Here is a 17,039-nt window from a genome sequence, read left to right as displayed (position 1 = left end):
GAACAGCCGGGAGCCGGGCTCGCCTGCGGCGAGCCTGGTTCCCGTCAGCGTCAGCGGATCCCCACCCCGGCCAGAGACTCCGGCGACCACTGTGCCTTCGACAGGGAGGTGCCGTACTTGATGCCGCCGTAGGGACCCACCACGCCGTTGATGTTGTAGCTGCCCGCCACCAGGTCATAGATCATGAAGGGAGTCGCATCCGGGGTCTCCTTGTCGTAGCTCTGGCTCAGGAAGGCAAAGGAGCCACGATAGAGCTGACCACGGGCGTCGTACTGATCGGAGGCCAGCGCCACCCAGCTGTCTTCGTCCAGGTAGAAGCGACGCTTTGCGTAGATGTGACGCTCCCCGGCCTTGAGGCTGCCCTCCACCACCCAGACCCTGTGCTTCTCCCAGCGCACGTGATCCGGTGACAGGAAGTTCGGGGTGGTCAGGGCACTGGCATCGGGCTGATAGGTCAGTCGATAGGTGTTGTAGGGCACGATCATCTCCTGCTTGCCCACCAGCTTCCAGTCGAAGCGGTCCAGCGCGCCGTTGAACACGAACACATCGTCATAGGTGCCCGCCCCCGAGGTACCCGGGTTCGGGGTGTCATAGGCCAGGTTCGGCGCCAGCTTGACCCGGCGCTGCCCCGGCAGGTACTGCCAGGCCTTGCGCGGCTGCTCCAGGGGGTTGGCGGCATCGCGCAGCATGATGGCCTCGCCGGCGCGCCGGGCCGGCCCTGTGTAATGGAGCTTCATCTGGTAGTAGGTGTCTTTGGCCGAGATGGGCTTGGTCATGTCCTCGTAGATGGCGTAGTTGATGAAGGCCTGCCCCGTGGTAGAGAGGGCCGCGACCCCGGCAGAATCGACGTTCCAGGAGTCGTACTTGGTGGCGATGTTCACCCCCTGGTAGCGCAGCAGGAAGTTCCACATCGCCTCGGCCCCGCTCTTGGGGATCGGGAAGGGAATGCCCGGCAACACCTTGTCCACCGCCATGCCCCCCGCCAGGGTGGTGGCGTTCAGCGCGTTCTGCCTGGTGTTATCCAGCACCGCCTGGGGCAGCACCACGCTGCGATGGGTCGGATAAACGTCCACCCGGAAGTCCGGGAAGCGCTTGAGCAGCTCCGCCGTGGTGGCGGTCAGCGCCCCCTGGTATTGCGCCGCGTTCTTGCCGGTGATCACCTGCAGCGGCTGCTCGCCCTCATAAGGATCCGGGCGCATGCTGTCACCGGCCTTGAAGCCGGCGGAGGGCGTGGTCAGCCCCCCGCTGTAAGCGGGGATGCTGCCGTCGGCATTGGCGGCCGCGTCGGCGCCCACCCCGGTCAGGCTGGTGCCGAGCTGCTGTGCTTCACTGCTGGAGACGGCGGCCAGCGCCTGGCCCGCGAGGGCCAGGGTGAGGGCGGCGGTCAGCATGGTCTTGTTGAATGTCATATCTCGTTCTCCGACTCGGTCGCTTGACTCAGTAAGTGGTCTTCAGGGTCAGGTAGAGGGCACCTCTGTCTTCCGTGGTGGCACCGCCACCGGAGAAAGAGGCGTAACCACCGGCATAACAGGTGTTGCGCTGGGCGCCATCGAGGGCGTTGGGCGTGGTGCCATCCTCGGCACCGTCATTGCACTCGGCAGACTCGCCAAAGGAGTCCACGTATTTCAGATCGACGAAGTACTGGTTGTAGAGGGTGGCGCCGAGGCCCACCGCGTAACTCCCGGTATCTTTCGCCCCGCCCGCCTGGACCGGGGAGATCCCCGCCAGCCCCCAGTTCACCGAGAGCGGCATGCTCATGTCGACACCCGGCAATACCTGGTACCAGATCGGCGTGAAGTTGACCGCCAGCCCCCAGTTATCGCGGGTCGGCTTGTCGATGCCGGTGTAGCTGTCGTCCCCCTTGTAGAGCGCCTTGTTGTGGTCATCCAGGCTCAGCAGGTTGCTGTAGTAGAGCTCGCCGAGCAGGGCGGCCCCGTCGAACAGCGCCGTGTCGGCGATGGTCATCAGGCCGTTGAGGGTCCAGTGCAGGGTCTCACCGGTGGCGCCATAGCCATCGGAGTCATCGGTGATCACCCCGGTGTCGGCATTGCGGGGAGGCAGGGCGCCCAGGCCGGCGGCCAGCCCGCCCGGGCCCGGGGCGCTGAGCAGGGCCGGGATGCTGGAGAGCGGCATTTTGTGGCGGTAGTTCAGATCGCTGCCGACGCTGACCCCGGCCACGTCCTTGGAGAGGCTCAGGCCGAAGATGTCGATGTCGTCGCCATAGGCCATGGAGTAGCTGGTGGTCGAGATCGAATTGCGCAGGTTGAGGATCGGGTTGGCGGTGGCACCACGGACACTGAGGCCACGGGCATCGAGCACCGCCTGGGGCAGGATGTCGGCGGTGCGGCGGTAGAAGGCCCCCAGGGTCGCATCCAGCGCCTCGGGTGACCACTTGGCCATGATGCCCCAGTCGCCGTGCTTGCCCGGTTCGATGTCATCCCCCCGGCGAATGTTGCTGAGGGTGCCGCTCGGTCCGGCGAGGCCCGGCCCGCCGGTGTGGCCCAGCAGGAAGGACTGGGCACCGAAGCCCACCAGATCGGAGCTGCCGTAATAGGTGCCGGCTTCCGGCAGGCGGGCGGCGTTCCAGTCCAGGAAGTACTGGGCGGCGAAGGTCCATTCCGGGTTCAGGGTGAAGGAGGCGGAAACCTGGTTGCGGGGCACAAACAGCTCTTTCGCTTCCGTCCCCGGGGAAGCCGCCAGCTTCGCGAGATCGAGCCCCGACTGGCCATAGCTGAGGGCGTGCACCGGGCTCAGCAGGGTTTCCCCCCAGTAGAGGTTGTGCTGCCCTATCTTGACCCCGAGCAGAGACTCGTCACCCAGCTCCATGTTGTGGAACACGAAGGCGTCGAGCAGCTCGCCGGAGGGGCCATGGTAATAGCGGTCGGCATAGTCGCTCAGATGACGGTTGCCCGCCACCGGGGGCTGCCCGACGATGCCGGAGCTGGCGCTGTTGCCGTTGATGAAGGGGTTCTCGTCAGCGCCGACGTCGCGATAGGCGTAGTCATACCAGCTGGCGACGCTGATGCGAAAGCCGGTGTTGCCCTTGTTCACCACGTCCAGCTCGGTCAGCAGATCGAAGCGGGTGGTGACGGTATCGCCGGCATCCTTGAAGTTGTAATCCCCATCGTTGTTGTTCGGGGTGGCGAGCATCCGCTCGTCGGCACTCTCGGTGCGCACACCGTAGTTGAACTTGCCGGTGTTGTCGAAGCGAACGGACCACTCTTCGCTTCCGGTATCGACTTCGACCGCCTGAACGGTGGGCATGAGGACGGCCGCAATGGCCGTCGCCAGCAGGCTGAGGCGCAGGACGCCGCAACCATGACTCGTGTGCATGTAATCCATTACAGTCTCTCCGAGTGTCGTCATCTGATTTAGTTGTTGTTATCTGTTTGATCGCCGTTTCCGTTGGCTTTGCATTGATGCAAGCGAGATGACCTGGCTGATGGCGCACCACCTTGTTTGGCAGTCGAGGATGCAGCTCTGTTTTTGCATCGGCCCCGGGGTGTCGCTCACGCTGATGAGCTCGGTTTTTCTCTCTTGTGTGCCGACTGTAAGGCCTCCCTCCGGGGCCACGCTTGCCATTGAACGTCAGCCACTTTTCATTTGATGACAGCGCTGGCGGAGGATGGCAAAGGGCGCCCAAAGCGGTGCCAGACAACCCCGATTACGGGCCTGTTTGCCTGTCTGGCGGGATGGGCAGGATGCGTGGGGAAGAGTCAGGACGAAAGGGAGACGGGTGTCAGACATAAAAACGGTGGGGAAAGGCCAGGCCCCTTCCCCACCGACAGTCCGACGATCAGCGCGCGATGGCGCAGCCGGTGGCGGCCTGCAACTGCGCGAACTCGATGCCGGGGGCCAGCTCCACCAGGCGAAGGCCGGTGGGGGTCACATCCAGCACGGCGAGATCGCTGATGATGCGATCCACCACGCCGACCCCGGTCAGCGGCAGGGAGCACCACTCCAGTATCTTGTGCTCGCCCCCCTTGGCGCAGTGCTCCATCAGCACCACCACCCGCTTGACGCCGGCCACCAGATCCATGGCGCCCCCCATGCCCTTGACCATCTTGCCCGGGATCATCCAGTTCGCGAGATCGCCGCGCTCGGAGACCTGCATGGCCCCGAGCAGGGCCAGGTTGATGTGGCCGCTGCGGATCATGGCAAAACTCTCGGCGCTGTCGAAGAAGCTGCTGCCGGGCAATGTGGTGATGGTCTGCTTGCCGGCGTTGATGAGATCGGGATCGAGCTCCTCTTCGCCGGGGAAGGGGCCGATGCCGAGCAGGCCGTTCTCGCTCTGCAGCCACACCTCCATGCCGTCCGGGATGTAGTTGGCCACCAGGGTCGGCAGGCCGATCCCCAGGTTGACGTAGAAGCCGTCCTGCAGCTCCTTTGCGGCGCGCTGCGCCATCTCTTCACGAGTCCAGGCCATCGTTAACAACTCCTCTGTGCGCAATGTTGTAAAACGAACGCTGCTGGCAGCACTTGCGCGCAACACGGCGCCATCTCTTCACGGGTCCAGGCCATCGTCAGCTCCTCACTGTCCGCACTTCGATACGCTTCTCGGGATGGGGGTTCAGCACCAGCCGCTGCACATAGATGCCGGGCAGGTGGATCTCGTCGGGGTCCAGCTCGCCGACCTCGACTATCTCCTCCACCTCGGCCACGCAGATCCGTCCCGCCTTGGCGCAGAGCGGGTTGAAGTTGCGTGCGGTCTTGTTGAACATCAGGTTGCCCGCCCGATCCGCTCTGGCCCCCTTGATGAGGGCCAGGTCCGCCGTCAGGGCGTGCTCCATCACATACCACTCGCCGTCGAACTGGCGGGTCTCCTTGCCTTCCGCAATCAGGGTGCCGTAACCGGTGCGGGTGAAGAAGGCGGGGATGCCGGCGCCGCCGGCCCGCAGCTTCTCCGCCAGCGTCCCCTGGGGGGTGAACTCCAGCTCAAGCTCCCCCGCGAGGTACTGGCGCTCGAACTCCTTGTTGCCCCCCACGTAGGAGGAGATCATCTTCCTGATCTGGCGGCTATGGAGCAGCGGCCCGAGGCCGAACTCATCCACCCCGCAATTGTTGCTGATGATGGTGAAGCCGCGCTTGCCGCTCTGGCGCAGCGCCTCGATAAGCTGTTCGGGAATGCCGCACAGGCCGAAGCCCCCCGAGGCGATGGTGATGTCGTCCTGCACCAGATCGCCAAGGGCGGCCTGGGCGCTGGGATAAACCTTGTTCATAAATACCTCTCTGCTCTCTGGCTAGTCCGTTGGCCACGGGGGCGTTTGCTCTTCTTCAATGACGGGGCGTCTTGATTGGACCTGTCTCCCCGCCCCTCCCAGCCCCCTGTGAGAGGAGGACCAGGGTCGGGGTTTCTCCGTACGTTATGGCTTGATGCCCCAATGCATCAGGGTCAGCACCAGGGCGACCAGGAAGGCGGTCTCCCCCACCATCAGCAGGATGGGCTTGATGCCGACGGCCGCCAGCTCTTTCAGCTGGGTTTTCATGCCGATGGCGGCGATGGCGATCACCAGGCACCAGCGCGACAGCTCGTTGACCCCTCCCTGAACCATGGCGGGCACCAGGCCTGTGCTGTTGATGCAGGCCAGCACCAGGAAGCCGACGGCGAACAGCGGCAGCAGGGGCGGACGCTTGCCGGAGGCAGGATCCGCCCCCTGCCTGCGGGTGATCATGGCGGCGACGACGATCACCGGCAGCAGCATGGCGACCCGCATCAGCTTGACCACGGTGGCCACATCCCCGGTCTCGGTGGACATGCTGTAGCCGGCTCCCACCACCTGGGCAACGTCGTGGATGGTGGCGCCGAGGAAGACCCCGGCCTCCACCGGTGTCAGCTCGAAATAGCGGGCGATCATGGGGTAGAGGATCATCGCCAGGGTCGAGAGCACCGAGACCCCGATCACGGTGAACAGGGTGGCTCGCTCCTTCTGGGGATGGCTCGGCAGGGAGGCGGCCAGGGCCAGGGCGGCGGAGGCGCCACAGATGGCGGTAGCCCCGCCGGTCAGCATGCCAAACAGGCGCTGGAAGCCCATCGCCTTGGCGGCGACCACCGACAGGCCTATGGTGACCACCACCAGGGTGACCACCAGCAACACCGGCATCCAGCCCAGCTCGGCGATCTGGCCCAGGGTGATGCGCATGCCGAGCAGGGCGACCCCGATGCGTAGCACGCTGCGCGCGGTGAATTCGATGCCGGCCTTGCAGGTCCCCTCGGCGCTGAGGAAGTTCAACCCCATGCCGAGCAGCAGGGCGAACAGCAGCACGGGAGCCCCGTAGTGTTCGGACAGGAAGGTGGCGGCGGCCGCCACCGTGATGCTGACCGCCATGCCGGGGGCCAGCTCGCGTACCCGCGAGAAACGGGCAGTGGCGGTGGGGTTCAACGCGTGCATGAAGCGGCGTCCTCTTGTGGAATGACGATATGGAGCTGGTCACCCGCCCGCTCGACCGGGTAACAGTTGACTCTGAGCTGGGTGGAGCCCAGCAGATAGCCGGTATTCAGGTTGAAGCGCAGGCCGTGGGCACAGCACTGGATCACCTCCCCCTCCAGCCGGCCACCGCACAGGGAAGCGCCCTGATGGGGACAGCCGTCATCGATGGCGTGGAAACGGCCATCGACGTTGAACAGCACCAGGCTCTTGCCCTCAGCCTCGATGAGGATCCGCTTGCCCGGCGCAGGCACCCGCTCGGCAGGCACCGCAATCCGTGTCGCCGACGTCCGGGCCGCCGCCGCGACGGCCTGGCGCAGGCTGGCGAGCAGGCGCTCCACCGGCTGGGCTCCGGAGAGGACCTGTCCTCCCAGCACGAAGCTCGGAACCCCCTGGCTGGCGGCTCCCTCGGCGGTGCCAAGGAAGGGGATACCATCCCCCTGCAGGCTGCTCACCAGCTCGGCGGACGAGAAGCCGGCCGCCTCGGCCAGCCCCAGCAGGGTACTGCCATCCCCCAGATCCCCACCGTGCAGGAAGTGGCTGGCGAACAGGGACTCCAGCAACACCTCGCACTGGGACGGGCTGCCGAGCTGGCAGGCCCGTTGCCACAGGCGGTGGGCATCGGCGGTGTTCGGCATGCGGGGGATCTTGCCAAAGTCCAGCTCAACGCCGACGCTGGCCGCCGCCTGTCGCACCTGGGCCTGACGCAGGCTCATCCCCTGCTCGCTGCCAAGGCGCCGCAGATAGAAGTCGTGAAACGCCTCCCCCTGCACCGGCAGCGCGGGCAGCAGCTGCACCCCGCTCCAGCTCACGGCAACCTGCACCTCGGGCTGTGCCACCCGCAACTGGGCCAGCGCCTGATCCAGCTGACGCTTGCCGATGAGACACCAGGGACAGATGAAATCGAAATAGACCTCGATGCTGAGCGTCATGCCCTCACCTCGCTGCCCTGGGGGCCGGTGGTGACCAGGCGGGCGTCGCCTTCGAGCCGGGCCACGTCCTTGTGGTAGTGGCGCTTGCCGTAGAAGAAGACCACCGCCGCCGCGACACTGATGAGGGGCACCAGCTGGAAGGCGTTGTCCAGACCGATGTGGTCTGACACCTTGCCGGTGATGAAGGGACCGGGCGCGAGGCCAAGCAGGTTGTTGGCCAGCGTCAGGGTTGCAAACGCCGTACCGTGCACGCTGGCATGGGTGAGATTGGCCACCATGGCACCAGCGGGGCCCGAGGTGCCGGTGGCGATGAACATTCCCAGACCGATCAGCAGCAGCTGGGGCAACCCGGCCGGCAGGGCAAACGCCAGGGAGAGCAGGGCACAGCTGCCGAGGCAGTAGGCGATGGCGAGGCTTATCTTGCGATCTGGCCGGTTGCGGCACAGCCGATCGCTCAGCATGCCGCAGAGGATCATGCCGGCCCCGCTGCACAGCACTATGATGGCGGCCATGAGCCCCGCCTTGTCCGTGTCCAGTCCGTAGTAACGGTTGAAATAGCTCGGCATCCAGACGATGACGGTGCCGCCGACGAACAGTTGCAGACCGCTGCCCACATAGGCCGAGATCACCGAGCGGCTGGAGTAGAGGCTGCGCAGGGGATTGCGACCCACCTCCGTGTTCCCCCGTGCCGCCCGGCTGGTCTGGGAGATCCGCGCCTCCTTGACGATGAGGGGATAGAGGGCCGCCAGCACCAGACCGAACAGCGCCATGCCGGCGAAGGCCCAGCGCCAGCCGAGGAAATGCGCCAGCACGCCCCCGGTGGCCATGCCGAGCACGGAGCCGAACATGCCGCCGGAGATGAAGGCGCCGGAGAGGGTGGCCCGCATCTCCCGCGGGAACACCGAGACCACCACGGCGATGCCGACGCTGCCGTAGGCGGCCTCCCCCACCCCCACCAGGAAGCGGGCGATGAACATCTGCTCATAGTCCTGAGCCAGGGCGCAGCCCAGGGTCGCCAGGCTCCAGAGCGCGGCCATCAGCGCCAGGCTCTTGACCCGGCCGAACCTGTCGGCGAGCAGGGAGAGCGGAAAGGTCAAGAGGCCGACCATCAGCGCCACTATGCCACTGAGCAGCCCCAGCTGGGTGTCGGAGAGTGCCCACTCCCCCTTGAGCATGGGGAAGACGGCGTTGAGCACCTGGCGCGACATGTAATCTGAGATGAGCAGACCGAAGGTCAGCGCAAACACTATCCAGGCATAACGACGGGGCACGGCAACCTTGCCGGCCTGGGGGTCGTCATCGATATGATACGTAGCCATACAATCCCTCGTGCTACTTCAAGTTGGGCAGGATCCCGGTCAGGGCACCGGTGGCCGGAGCCACCGGGCACCCACTACTGATGCATCGCTCAGTTTTGCTGGGTGCTGCATAGTGCAAGGGCTGCCGCCCTTTGGCAAACAGAGTTGACGGGTCGCGGTGCGGGTTTTTCATACCGCGACCCATCTGGCTCAGCGCTGCGGCACACCGAGCTGGCCAGGGACGCGGTTCGGCGCCATGCCATTGGCCAGCAGGGTCTCCTCGATGCTGTCGTACTGCACGCCGATGCGGTAGATGGCGCGGGCCTCCTTGCCATTGGCCACCTCGCGCCCCAGCTCGTGGGCGACGCGCACGCACTGGCGGATCTGCTCCACCGAGCTCATGCGCTGACCGTGCTGGCCTATGATGGTGTCCTCGATGCCGCAGCGGGGGTGCAACCCCATGGCCATGGCCATCATGTTGAACGGCAGCACGTTTTTCAGCAGAGACTCGGCGGTGACGCAGGCACCGTCCGGCGCACGATGGACGAAGTTCATGAAGTTGAACGGGTTGGGGCCGTCGAAGCCGCCGCCGATGCCGATCCAGGTGAGGTTCAGCGGGCCCATGTAGACCCCCTTGCGCACCAGGCGCTCCAGGGTCTCGAGGGCGTGCATGCCGGTCAGCTGGAAGTGAGGCTGGATGCCGCTGGCCATCAGGCGCTTGAGGTGCTCCGCCACCCAGGCCGGGCCGGCCGGCACCGTCATCTCGCTGTAGGCGGCCTGGTAGGCCGGGTTCGCCAGCGACGTGCCTGCCAGGTACTCCGGATAGAGCAGCTCCATAATGTTCATCTGGGTGGTGTTGATGGCCACCGTGACCTGATCCGGTTTCGGGGTCAGCTCCGCCAGCATGTGGCGGGTGTCATCGGAGAGCCACTTGGCCGCCTCCCCCTCGCCTTCCGGGGCGAAGGAGATGGAGCCGCCGACCTGGATGATCATGTCCGGCACCGCCTTGCGTACCCCGGCGATCAGCTCGTTGAACTTGGACAGGCGCTTGGAGCCGGTGCCGTCCAGCTCGCGCACGTGCAGGTGCAGCACGGTGGCACCGGCCTCGTAGCACTCCACCGCCTTCTGGACTTGCTCCTCCATGGTCACCGGGATGTCTTCCGGGAAGTCGCCCGGCGCCCACTCAGGGCCATAGGGGGCCACGGTGATGACCACCTTCTCCATGTTTTCCGGGTGCAGGGAATCGTCAAAAAATTGCATCTGTTTCTCTCCTTGAGGTGAAGCTGTGCCCGGACGATCCACTCGCCCGGGCATCGTTGATCAGAACCTGTCTATCAGAAGGGGGTGTCACCCATGATCCCGGCCCGCTCCATCTTGCGATGGCTGGGGGCGTAGTCCATGGCGGCATAATGCTGGGTGCTGCGATTGTCCCAGATGGCCACGCTGCCCGGCTGCCAGCGCCAGCGCACCTGATATTCCGGGATATAGGCCTGACTGATGAGGTAACGCAGCAGATCGCTGCCTCCCATGCTGTAGTCCTGGCCGACCCGCACGTGGGCCGGTGTGTGGTAGTTGGTGAAATGGGTCGCGAAGGCGTTGACGAACAGGATCTTCTCGTCTGTCTCCGGGTGGGTGCGCACCACGGGGTGCTCCGCATCCGGAAACTGCGCCTTCAAGGCGAGCCGCTTCGGGGTGGGCATGGCCGCCCCGAAGCTCGCCTCTATGCTGTGACGGGCGCGCAGACCGGCGATCTTCTGCTTGATCTCGTCAGGCAGCTGCTCGTAGGCCACCACCATGTTGGCCCAGAGGGTGTCGCCCCCCACAGGTGGGCACTCCACGCAGCGCAGCACGCACCCCATGGGGGGTTGGGCACGCCAGGTGGCATCGGTGTGCCAGGCATTCTCGTAGCGATCACTCGGCACATCCGGCGACTTGTAGATACGCACCAGGCCGGGGTTGTCCGGATCGCTGCCCGCCACCGGGTGATCCTCCAGCTCGCCGAAGCGGCGGGCGAAGGCCACGTGATCGGCCCGGCTGATCTCCTGCTGACGCAAAAACAGCACTCTGTGCCTGAGCAGCAGGGTGCGGAGCTCGGCGAACAGCCCTTCATCATGAACGGCGTCCGCCAGGCGCACGCCGCTCAGTTCGGCGCCGATATGGCAGGTCAGTTGTTCTACACGCATGTCTATCTCCCTGAATGACAAGTCGATGCTGTCAGGCGCCGCCCTTGAGTGCGGACTGGCCTGAGATCCGTGGCCTAGATGATGAAGACGGAAGAGCCCGTGGTCTGGCGCGACTCCAGATCCCGGTGGGCCTGCGCTGCGTCCTGCAGCTCGTACTTCTGGTTGATTTCGATCTTGATCCGGCCGCTGGCCACGTGATCGAACAGCTCGCCGGCCAGCGCCTCCTTCTCGGCCGGGTCGGCGATGTAGTCGGCGAGCGCAGGACGAGTCAGGTAGAGGGAGCCCTTCATGGCCAGCAACTGGGGGTTGAAGCCGTCGATGGGGCCGGAGGCGGTGCCGACGCAGACCATCAGGCCGCGGCGCTTGAGGGAATCGAGCGACCCGATGAAGGTGCTCTTGCCGACACTGTCAAACACCACGTCAACCCCGGCGCCACCAGTCAGGGCACGCACCCGGGTGGCCACGTCTTCACGGCTGTAGTCGATGGTGAAGTCGCAGCCGTGGGCACGGGCCAGCTCGGCCTTGGCGTCGCTCGACACGGTGCCTATCACCGTCAGCCCCAGCAGCTTGGCCCACTGGGCGACGATGAGGCCAACCCCGCCCGCCGCCGCGTGCAGCAAGATGCTGTCACCGGGCTTGAAGGCATGGATGCGGCGCATCAGGTAGGCGGAGGTGAGACCGCGCATGGTCATGGCGGCAGCGGTCTCGAACGCTATGCTATCCGGCAACTTGATGAGCGGGGCGGCCGGGATCAGGCGCTGGGTGGCGTAGGCGCCAAGGGTATTGATGAAGCCGGTGTAGGTGACGCGATCCCCGACGGCGACGTTGGTCACCCCCTCGCCCAGCGCTTCCACGACACCGGCCGCCTCGACGCCGAGGCCGTTTGGCATGGGGATGGGGTAGGTGCCGTTGCGAAAATAGGTGTCGGCATAGTTCAGACCGACCGCCGCGTGGCACATGCGCACCTGGCCTGGCCCGGGCTCGCCAACACTGACCTCTTCATAACGCAGGACCTCGGGCCCCCCGGTTTCATAAAAGCGAATGGCGTTGGCCATGGCTGTTCTCCAGATTCATTCATGGGTGAAAACATCGTCCAGAGTGAATCTAGGGGTTTACGTAAACGTCCGCTTTGCATCGGGCGACAGCCACTTTTCATCTCATGACACCCCCCTTCGAATTCGTTGCCCCCCCTCGTGGAAGACGACAGAATCGGCCCTGCTCCCCATGGCGGCGTCATGCCATTGACCCGGTGCACCTGGGGCATCAAGAGCTATCCAATTGAATGGCAAGTAGTTATCAAAAGAGGGGCCACCTGTACCCGCAGATTGACGGGCCTTGGACCTAAGCATAATTGACGTTAACGTCAACGTAGTGTGAGATGGTTCTATTCACAGCGAAACATGAGCAGCATGAAAGGAGTCACTATGTCTAACTTGTCCCCCTCGGCCGGGGCGCGTTTTCGCACCGCGCTGGCCAATGAGAAACCCCTGCAGATCGTTGGCACCATCAACGCCTATATGGCGCTGATGGCCGAACGCAGCGGCTTCAAGGCCCTCTACCTCTCCGGCGCCGGGGTGGCCAACGCCTCTTATGGCCTGCCGGATCTGGGCATGACCTCCATGAACGACGTGCTCATCGATGCCGAGCGCATCACCGCTGCCACCGAGATCCCCCTGCTGGTGGACATCGACACCGGCTGGGGCGGCGCCTTCAACATCGCCCGTACCGTCCGCGCCTTCGAGCGCGGTGGGGTGGCCGCCGTCCACATGGAGGATCAGGTGGCCCAGAAACGCTGTGGCCACAGGCCGAACAAGGCGGTGGTCTCCATCGCCGAGATGGTGGACAGGATCAAGGCGGCGGTGGATGCCCGCCGAGACGAACACTTCGTCATCATGGCCCGCACCGACGCCCTGGCGGTGGAAGGGCTGGGCTCGGCGCTGGAGCGCGCCGCCGCCTATGTGGAAGCAGGCGCCGACATGATCTTCGCCGAGGCGGTCACCGAACTGGGCCAGTACGACCGCTTCAAGCAGGCAGCCGGGGTGCCGATCCTCGCCAACATGACCGAGTTCGGCAAGACCGAGCTGTTTGACAAGGAAGCGCTCGCCGCCCACGGCGTCGACATGGTGCTCTACCCCCTGAGCGCCACCCGCGCCGCCAACCAGGCCGCCCTCAACGTCTATCAGCAGTTGCGCCGCGATGGCCACCAGCGCGCCGTGGTCGACACCATGCAGACCCGGGAGTCCCTCTACGACTTCCTCGGCTACCACCACTACGAGCAGACCCTGGACAGGCTGTTTACCCAGGACCTGTCTACCAAGGAATAACACGGCGACCGGCCGTCTCATGCTGGCGGCCGGCGCTTCAACGGACTGAATGAGGAAACATGTGATGAGCGCCATTCCCGAAACCACCGGCTTCAAGCCGAAGAAATCCGTCGCCCTCTCCGGCACCACCGCCGGCAATACCGCCCTGTGTACCGTGGGCCTCTCCGGCAACGACCTGCACTACCGTGGCTATGACATCCTGGATGTGGCCACCAGCTGCGAATTTGAAGAGATCGCCCACCTGCTGGTGCACGGCCATCTGCCCAATGTGGCCGAGCTGGCCGCCTACAAGGCCAAGCTCAAGGCCCTGCGCGGCCTGCCCACCGGGGTCAGGACCGCCCTGGAGCAGCTGCCCCCCTCCGCCCACCCCATGGACGTGATGCGCACCGCCGTCTCGGTGCTGGGCTGCCTTTCGCCGGAGAAGGACGATCACAACCACCCGGGTGCCCGGGACATCGCCGACAAGCTGATGGCCTGCCTAGGGTCCGTGCTGCTCTACTGGTACCACTTCAGCCACAACGGCAAGCGCATCCATGTGGAGACCGACGATGACTCCATCGGCGGCCATTTCCTGCACCTGCTGCACGGCGAAAAGCCCCGTGACTCCTGGGTGCGTGCCATGCACACCTCCCTCATCCTCTATGCCGAGCACGAGTTCAACGCCTCCACCTTCACCGGCCGCGTCATCGCCGGCACCGGCTCCGACATGTTCTCCTGCATCACCGGCGCCATCGGTGCCCTGCGCGGGCCCAAACACGGCGGCGCCAACGAGGTGGCCTTCGAGATCCAGAAACGCTACGAGAATCCGGACGAGGCCGAGGCCGACATCCGTGCCCGCATCGAGAAGAAAGAGGTGGTCATCGGTTTCGGCCACCCGGTCTACACCGTCTCCGATCCCCGCAACAAGGTGATCAAGGAAGTGGCCCGCGCGCTCAGCCTGGAGCAGCACAACACCAAGATGTTCGACATTGCCGAGCGGCTGGAGTCCACCATGTGGGAGGCCAAGAAGATGTTCCCGAACCTCGACTGGTTCAGCGCCGTCAGCTACCACATGATGGGGGTGCCCACCGCCATGTTCACCCCGCTGTTCGTCATCGCCCGCACCTCCGGCTGGTCCGCTCACGTCATCGAGCAACGCATCGACGGCAAGATCATCCGCCCGAGCGCCAACTACGTCGGCCCGGAAGACCTGGTGTTCGTGCCACTCAAGGAGCGCAAGTGATGGTAAACACTCAATACCGCAAGCCCCTGCCAGGCACGGTGCTTGACTACTTCGATGCCAGGGAGGCGGTGAACGCCATCACCCCCGGCGCCTGGGACAGGCTCTCCTACACCGCCCGCGTCCATGCCGAGAACCTGGTGCGTCGGTGCGATCCGGCCATCCTCGGCGAGTGCCTCGGCCAGATAGTCCATGGCAAGCGCGAGCGCGACTTCCCCTGGTTCCCGGCGCGCGTGGTGTGCCACGACATCCTGGGCCAGACCGCCCTGGTGGACTTGGCCGGGCTGCGTGACGCCATCGCCGATCAGGGGGGGGATCCCGCCCAGGTCAATCCCGTGGTGCCGGTGCAGCTCATCGTCGACCATTCCCTCGCCGTGGAGTGCGGCGGCTTCGATCCGCAGGCGTTCGAGAAGAACCGCGCCATCGAGGATCGCCGCAACGAGGATCGCTTCCACTTCATCAACTGGACCAAGCAGGCGTTCAAGAACATCGAGGTGATCCCGCCGGGCAACGGCATCATGCACCAGATCAACCTGGAGAAGATGTCCCCTGTCATCCACGCCGATCGCGGCCTGGCCTACCCGGATACCTGCGTCGGCACCGACAGCCACACCCCCCACGTGGATGCCCTCGGCGTCATAGCCGTCGGGGTCGGTGGGTTAGAGGCCGAGAACGTGATGCTGGGCCGCGCCTCCTGGATGCGGCTGCCTTCGATCGTCGGCGTGGAGCTGACCGGTAAGTCGCAACCCGGCATCACCGCCACGGATCTGGTGCTGTCGCTCACCGAGTTCCTGCGCCAGCAGAAGGTGGTCGGCGCCTATCTGGAGTTCCGTGGCGAGGGCGCCGCCGCCCTGACCCTCGGCGATCGGGCCACCATCTCCAACATGGCGCCGGAGTATGGCGCCACCGCGGCCATGTTCTTCATCGACGGCCAGACCATCGACTACCTCAGACTCACCGGCCGTGACGACGAGCAGGTCAGGCTGGTGGAGACCTACGCCAAGGAGGCGGGCCTCTGGGCCGACGCCCTGGTGGATGCCCAGTACGAGCGCGTGCTGCACTTCGACTTGTCGACCGTGGTACGTACCCTGGCCGGCCCCTCCAACCCCCACCGCCGCCTGCCGGTGGCCGAGCTGACCACGCGCGGCATCGCGGTGGATCTGGACAAGGCTCGCGCCCAGGAGGCCGACGGCCTGCTGCCGGATGGCGCCGTCGTCATCGCCGCCATCACCAGCTGCACCAACACCAGCAACCCGCGCAACGTGATTGCCGCCGGCCTCCTGGCGCGCAACGCCAACAGGCTCGGCCTCAGCCGCAAGCCCTGGGTCAAATCTTCCCTGGCCCCCGGCTCCAAGACAGTCGCCTTGTATCTTAAAGAGGCGGGGCTGGACGACGAGCTTGCCGCACTCGGCTTCGGCGTGGTGGCCTTCGCCTGCACCACCTGCAACGGCATGTCCGGCGCCCTGGATCCTGCCATCCAGCAGGAGATCATCGATCGCGACCTTTACGCCACCGCCGTGCTGTCGGGCAACCGCAACTTCGACGGCCGCATCCACCCCTATGCCAAGCAGGCGTTCCTCGCCTCCCCGCCCCTGGTGGTGGCCTACGCCATCGCCGGCACCATCCGCTTCGACATCGAGAAGGACGTGCTGGGAGTGGTGGACGGCAAGGACGTTCGCCTCAAAGACATCTGGCCGTCGGACGAAGAGATCGACGCCGTGGTCAAGGCCTCGGTGAAGCCGGCCCAGTTCCGTCAGGTCTACATTCCCATGTTCACCCTCGAGGAAGAGAGCGGCCCCAAGGTGGCGCCCCTGTACGACTGGCGCCCCATGAGCACCTATATCCGCCGCCCGCCCTATTGGGAGGGCGCCTTGGCGGGTGAGCGCACCCTCAAGGGGATGCGGCCGCTGGCACTGCTGCCGGACAACATCACCACAGACCACCTCTCCCCCTCCAATGCCATACTGCGCAGCAGCGCGGCGGGTGAGTACCTGGCGAAGATGGGCCTGCCGGAGGAGGACTTCAACTCCTACGCCACCCACCGCGGCGATCACCTGACCGCCCAGCGCGCCACCTTCGCCAACCCCCAGCTGGTCAACGAGATGGCGGTGGTGAACGGCGCGGTGAAGAAGGGATCCCTCGCCCGCGTCGAGCCGGAAGGTCGGGTGATGCGGATGTGGGAAGCCATCGAAACCTACATGGCGCGCAAGCAGCCGCTGATCATCGTCGCCGGCGCCGACTACGGTCAGGGCTCGTCCCGTGACTGGGCGGCCAAGGGGGTGCGGCTGGCCGGGGTGGAGGCCATCGCGGCGGAAGGTTTCGAGCGCATTCATCGCACCAACCTCATCGGCATGGGGGTGCTGCCGCTGGAGTTCAAGCCGGGCACCAGCCGCCTCACTCTTGGGCTGGCCGGCACCGAGACCTACGATGTGGTGGGGGAGCGCCAGCCTCGCGCCGATCTCACTCTCGTTGTCCGCCGTCGCAGCGGCGAGGTGATCGAAGTGCCCATGACCTGCCGCCTCGACACCGCCGAGGAGGTCTCGGTCTACGAGGCTGGCGGCGTGCTGCAACGCTTCGCCCAGGACTTCCTGGCGTCGACGGCGCACCAGGCGGCAAGCCAGGCCTAACGTCAAGACGGCAGCCCCCTGGCTGCCGTCT

At 65.5% G+C, this 17,039-nt stretch carries 13 protein-coding genes; 3 read left to right on the top strand and 10 right to left on the bottom strand.

The annotated features are described in order from the left end of the window. Positions 1-50 precede the first annotated feature (50 nt). The 10 genes from KI797_RS07950 to KI797_RS07905 all read right to left on the bottom strand — a co-directional run bounded on the left by KI797_RS07950 (position 51) and on the right by KI797_RS07905 (position 11,893). Positions 51-1,409, bottom strand: coding sequence for a DUF1329 domain-containing protein (locus tag KI797_RS07950; protein ID WP_226172455.1), 1,359 nt, complete (start codon positions 1,407-1,409; stop codon positions 51-53). A 28-nt stretch (positions 1,410-1,437) separates the two neighbouring features. Continuing rightward, positions 1,438-3,333: a DUF1302 domain-containing protein gene (locus KI797_RS07945; protein ID WP_226172454.1), complete on the bottom strand. Its 1,896-nt coding sequence runs from the start codon at positions 3,331-3,333 to the stop codon at positions 1,438-1,440. 463 nt (positions 3,334-3,796) lie between these two features. After that, complete coding sequence (locus KI797_RS07940) at positions 3,797-4,426, bottom strand: CoA transferase subunit B (protein ID WP_226172453.1); 630 nt, start codon at positions 4,424-4,426, stop codon at positions 3,797-3,799. Positions 4,427-4,523: 97 nt separating this feature from the next. Continuing rightward, entirely contained in the window at positions 4,524-5,219 is a 696-nt protein-coding gene (locus KI797_RS07935; RefSeq protein WP_042648400.1) for a CoA transferase subunit A, read from the bottom strand. A gap of 144 nt (positions 5,220-5,363) precedes the next feature. Beyond that, entirely contained in the window at positions 5,364-6,389 is a 1,026-nt protein-coding gene (locus KI797_RS07930) for a YeiH family protein (protein ID WP_171268889.1), read from the bottom strand. Further along, positions 6,377-7,357 (bottom strand): DsbA family protein, encoded by a 981-nt coding sequence (locus tag KI797_RS07925; protein ID WP_226172452.1) that lies wholly within the window; start codon positions 7,355-7,357, stop codon positions 6,377-6,379. The genes KI797_RS07930 and KI797_RS07925 overlap by 13 nt, the downstream gene beginning before the upstream one ends. Then, positions 7,354-8,676, bottom strand: a complete 1,323-nt coding sequence (locus KI797_RS07920) for an MFS transporter (protein WP_226172451.1) — start codon at positions 8,674-8,676, stop codon at positions 7,354-7,356. Before KI797_RS07920 ends, KI797_RS07925 begins: the two co-directional genes overlap by 4 nt. Before the next feature lie 189 nt (positions 8,677-8,865). Next, entirely contained in the window at positions 8,866-9,915 is a 1,050-nt protein-coding gene (locus KI797_RS07915) for a BKACE family enzyme (RefSeq protein ID WP_042648403.1), read from the bottom strand. Positions 9,916-9,989: 74 nt separating this feature from the next. Continuing rightward, positions 9,990-10,838, bottom strand: coding sequence for a TauD/TfdA dioxygenase family protein (locus KI797_RS07910; RefSeq protein ID WP_226172450.1), 849 nt, complete (start codon positions 10,836-10,838; stop codon positions 9,990-9,992). Between the two features lie 74 nt (positions 10,839-10,912). After that, complete coding sequence (locus tag KI797_RS07905; protein WP_226172449.1) at positions 10,913-11,893, bottom strand: quinone oxidoreductase family protein; 981 nt, start codon at positions 11,891-11,893, stop codon at positions 10,913-10,915. A gap of 369 nt (positions 11,894-12,262) precedes the next feature. Here KI797_RS07905 and prpB point away from each other — a divergent pair, with 369 nt between their 5' ends. The 3 genes from prpB to acnD all read left to right on the top strand — a co-directional run bounded on the left by prpB (position 12,263) and on the right by acnD (position 17,008). After that, on the top strand, positions 12,263-13,162 hold the full coding sequence (gene prpB, locus KI797_RS07900) for a methylisocitrate lyase (RefSeq protein WP_042648405.1): 900 nt from the start codon (positions 12,263-12,265) through the stop codon (positions 13,160-13,162). A gap of 64 nt (positions 13,163-13,226) precedes the next feature. Then, on the top strand, positions 13,227-14,384 hold the full coding sequence (gene prpC / locus KI797_RS07895; RefSeq protein ID WP_226172448.1) for a bifunctional 2-methylcitrate synthase/citrate synthase: 1,158 nt from the start codon (positions 13,227-13,229) through the stop codon (positions 14,382-14,384). Further along, positions 14,384-17,008, top strand: coding sequence for a Fe/S-dependent 2-methylisocitrate dehydratase AcnD (gene acnD, locus KI797_RS07890; RefSeq protein WP_226172446.1), 2,625 nt, complete (start codon positions 14,384-14,386; stop codon positions 17,006-17,008). The genes prpC and acnD overlap by 1 nt, the downstream gene beginning before the upstream one ends. Positions 17,009-17,039: the final 31 nt, after the last annotated feature.

The sequence above is a fragment of the Aeromonas media genome (assembly GCF_020423125.1).
GTDB lineage: Bacteria > Pseudomonadota > Gammaproteobacteria > Enterobacterales > Aeromonadaceae > Aeromonas > Aeromonas media.
The sequence above is the reverse complement of the archived record's forward strand: the minus strand, read 5'-3'. Positions and strand labels throughout refer to the sequence as shown.

Excerpts from the sequence above, each read along its gene's own strand:
- KI797_RS07950 (WP_226172455.1), bottom strand. The coding sequence starts at position 1,409 with ATGACATTCAACAAGACCATGCTGACCGCCGCCCTCACCCTGGCCCTC.
- KI797_RS07945 (WP_226172454.1), bottom strand. The coding sequence starts at position 3,333 with ATGCACACGAGTCATGGTTGCGGCGTCCTGCGCCTCAGCCTGCTGGCG.
- KI797_RS07940 (WP_226172453.1), bottom strand. The coding sequence starts at position 4,426 with ATGGCCTGGACTCGTGAAGAGATGGCGCAGCGCGCCGCAAAGGAGCTG.
- KI797_RS07935 (WP_042648400.1), bottom strand. The coding sequence starts at position 5,219 with ATGAACAAGGTTTATCCCAGCGCCCAGGCCGCCCTTGGCGATCTGGTG.
- KI797_RS07930 (WP_171268889.1), bottom strand. The coding sequence starts at position 6,389 with ATGCACGCGTTGAACCCCACCGCCACTGCCCGTTTCTCGCGGGTACGC.
- KI797_RS07925 (WP_226172452.1), bottom strand. The coding sequence starts at position 7,357 with ATGACGCTCAGCATCGAGGTCTATTTCGATTTCATCTGTCCCTGGTGT.
- KI797_RS07920 (WP_226172451.1), bottom strand. The coding sequence starts at position 8,676 with ATGGCTACGTATCATATCGATGACGACCCCCAGGCCGGCAAGGTTGCC.
- KI797_RS07915 (WP_042648403.1), bottom strand. The coding sequence starts at position 9,915 with ATGCAATTTTTTGACGATTCCCTGCACCCGGAAAACATGGAGAAGGTG.
- KI797_RS07910 (WP_226172450.1), bottom strand. The coding sequence starts at position 10,838 with ATGCGTGTAGAACAACTGACCTGCCATATCGGCGCCGAACTGAGCGGC.
- KI797_RS07905 (WP_226172449.1), bottom strand. The coding sequence starts at position 11,893 with ATGGCCAACGCCATTCGCTTTTATGAAACCGGGGGGCCCGAGGTCCTG.
- prpB (WP_042648405.1), top strand. The coding sequence starts at position 12,263 with ATGTCTAACTTGTCCCCCTCGGCCGGGGCGCGTTTTCGCACCGCGCTG.
- prpC (WP_226172448.1), top strand. The coding sequence starts at position 13,227 with ATGAGCGCCATTCCCGAAACCACCGGCTTCAAGCCGAAGAAATCCGTC.
- acnD (WP_226172446.1), top strand. The coding sequence starts at position 14,384 with ATGGTAAACACTCAATACCGCAAGCCCCTGCCAGGCACGGTGCTTGAC.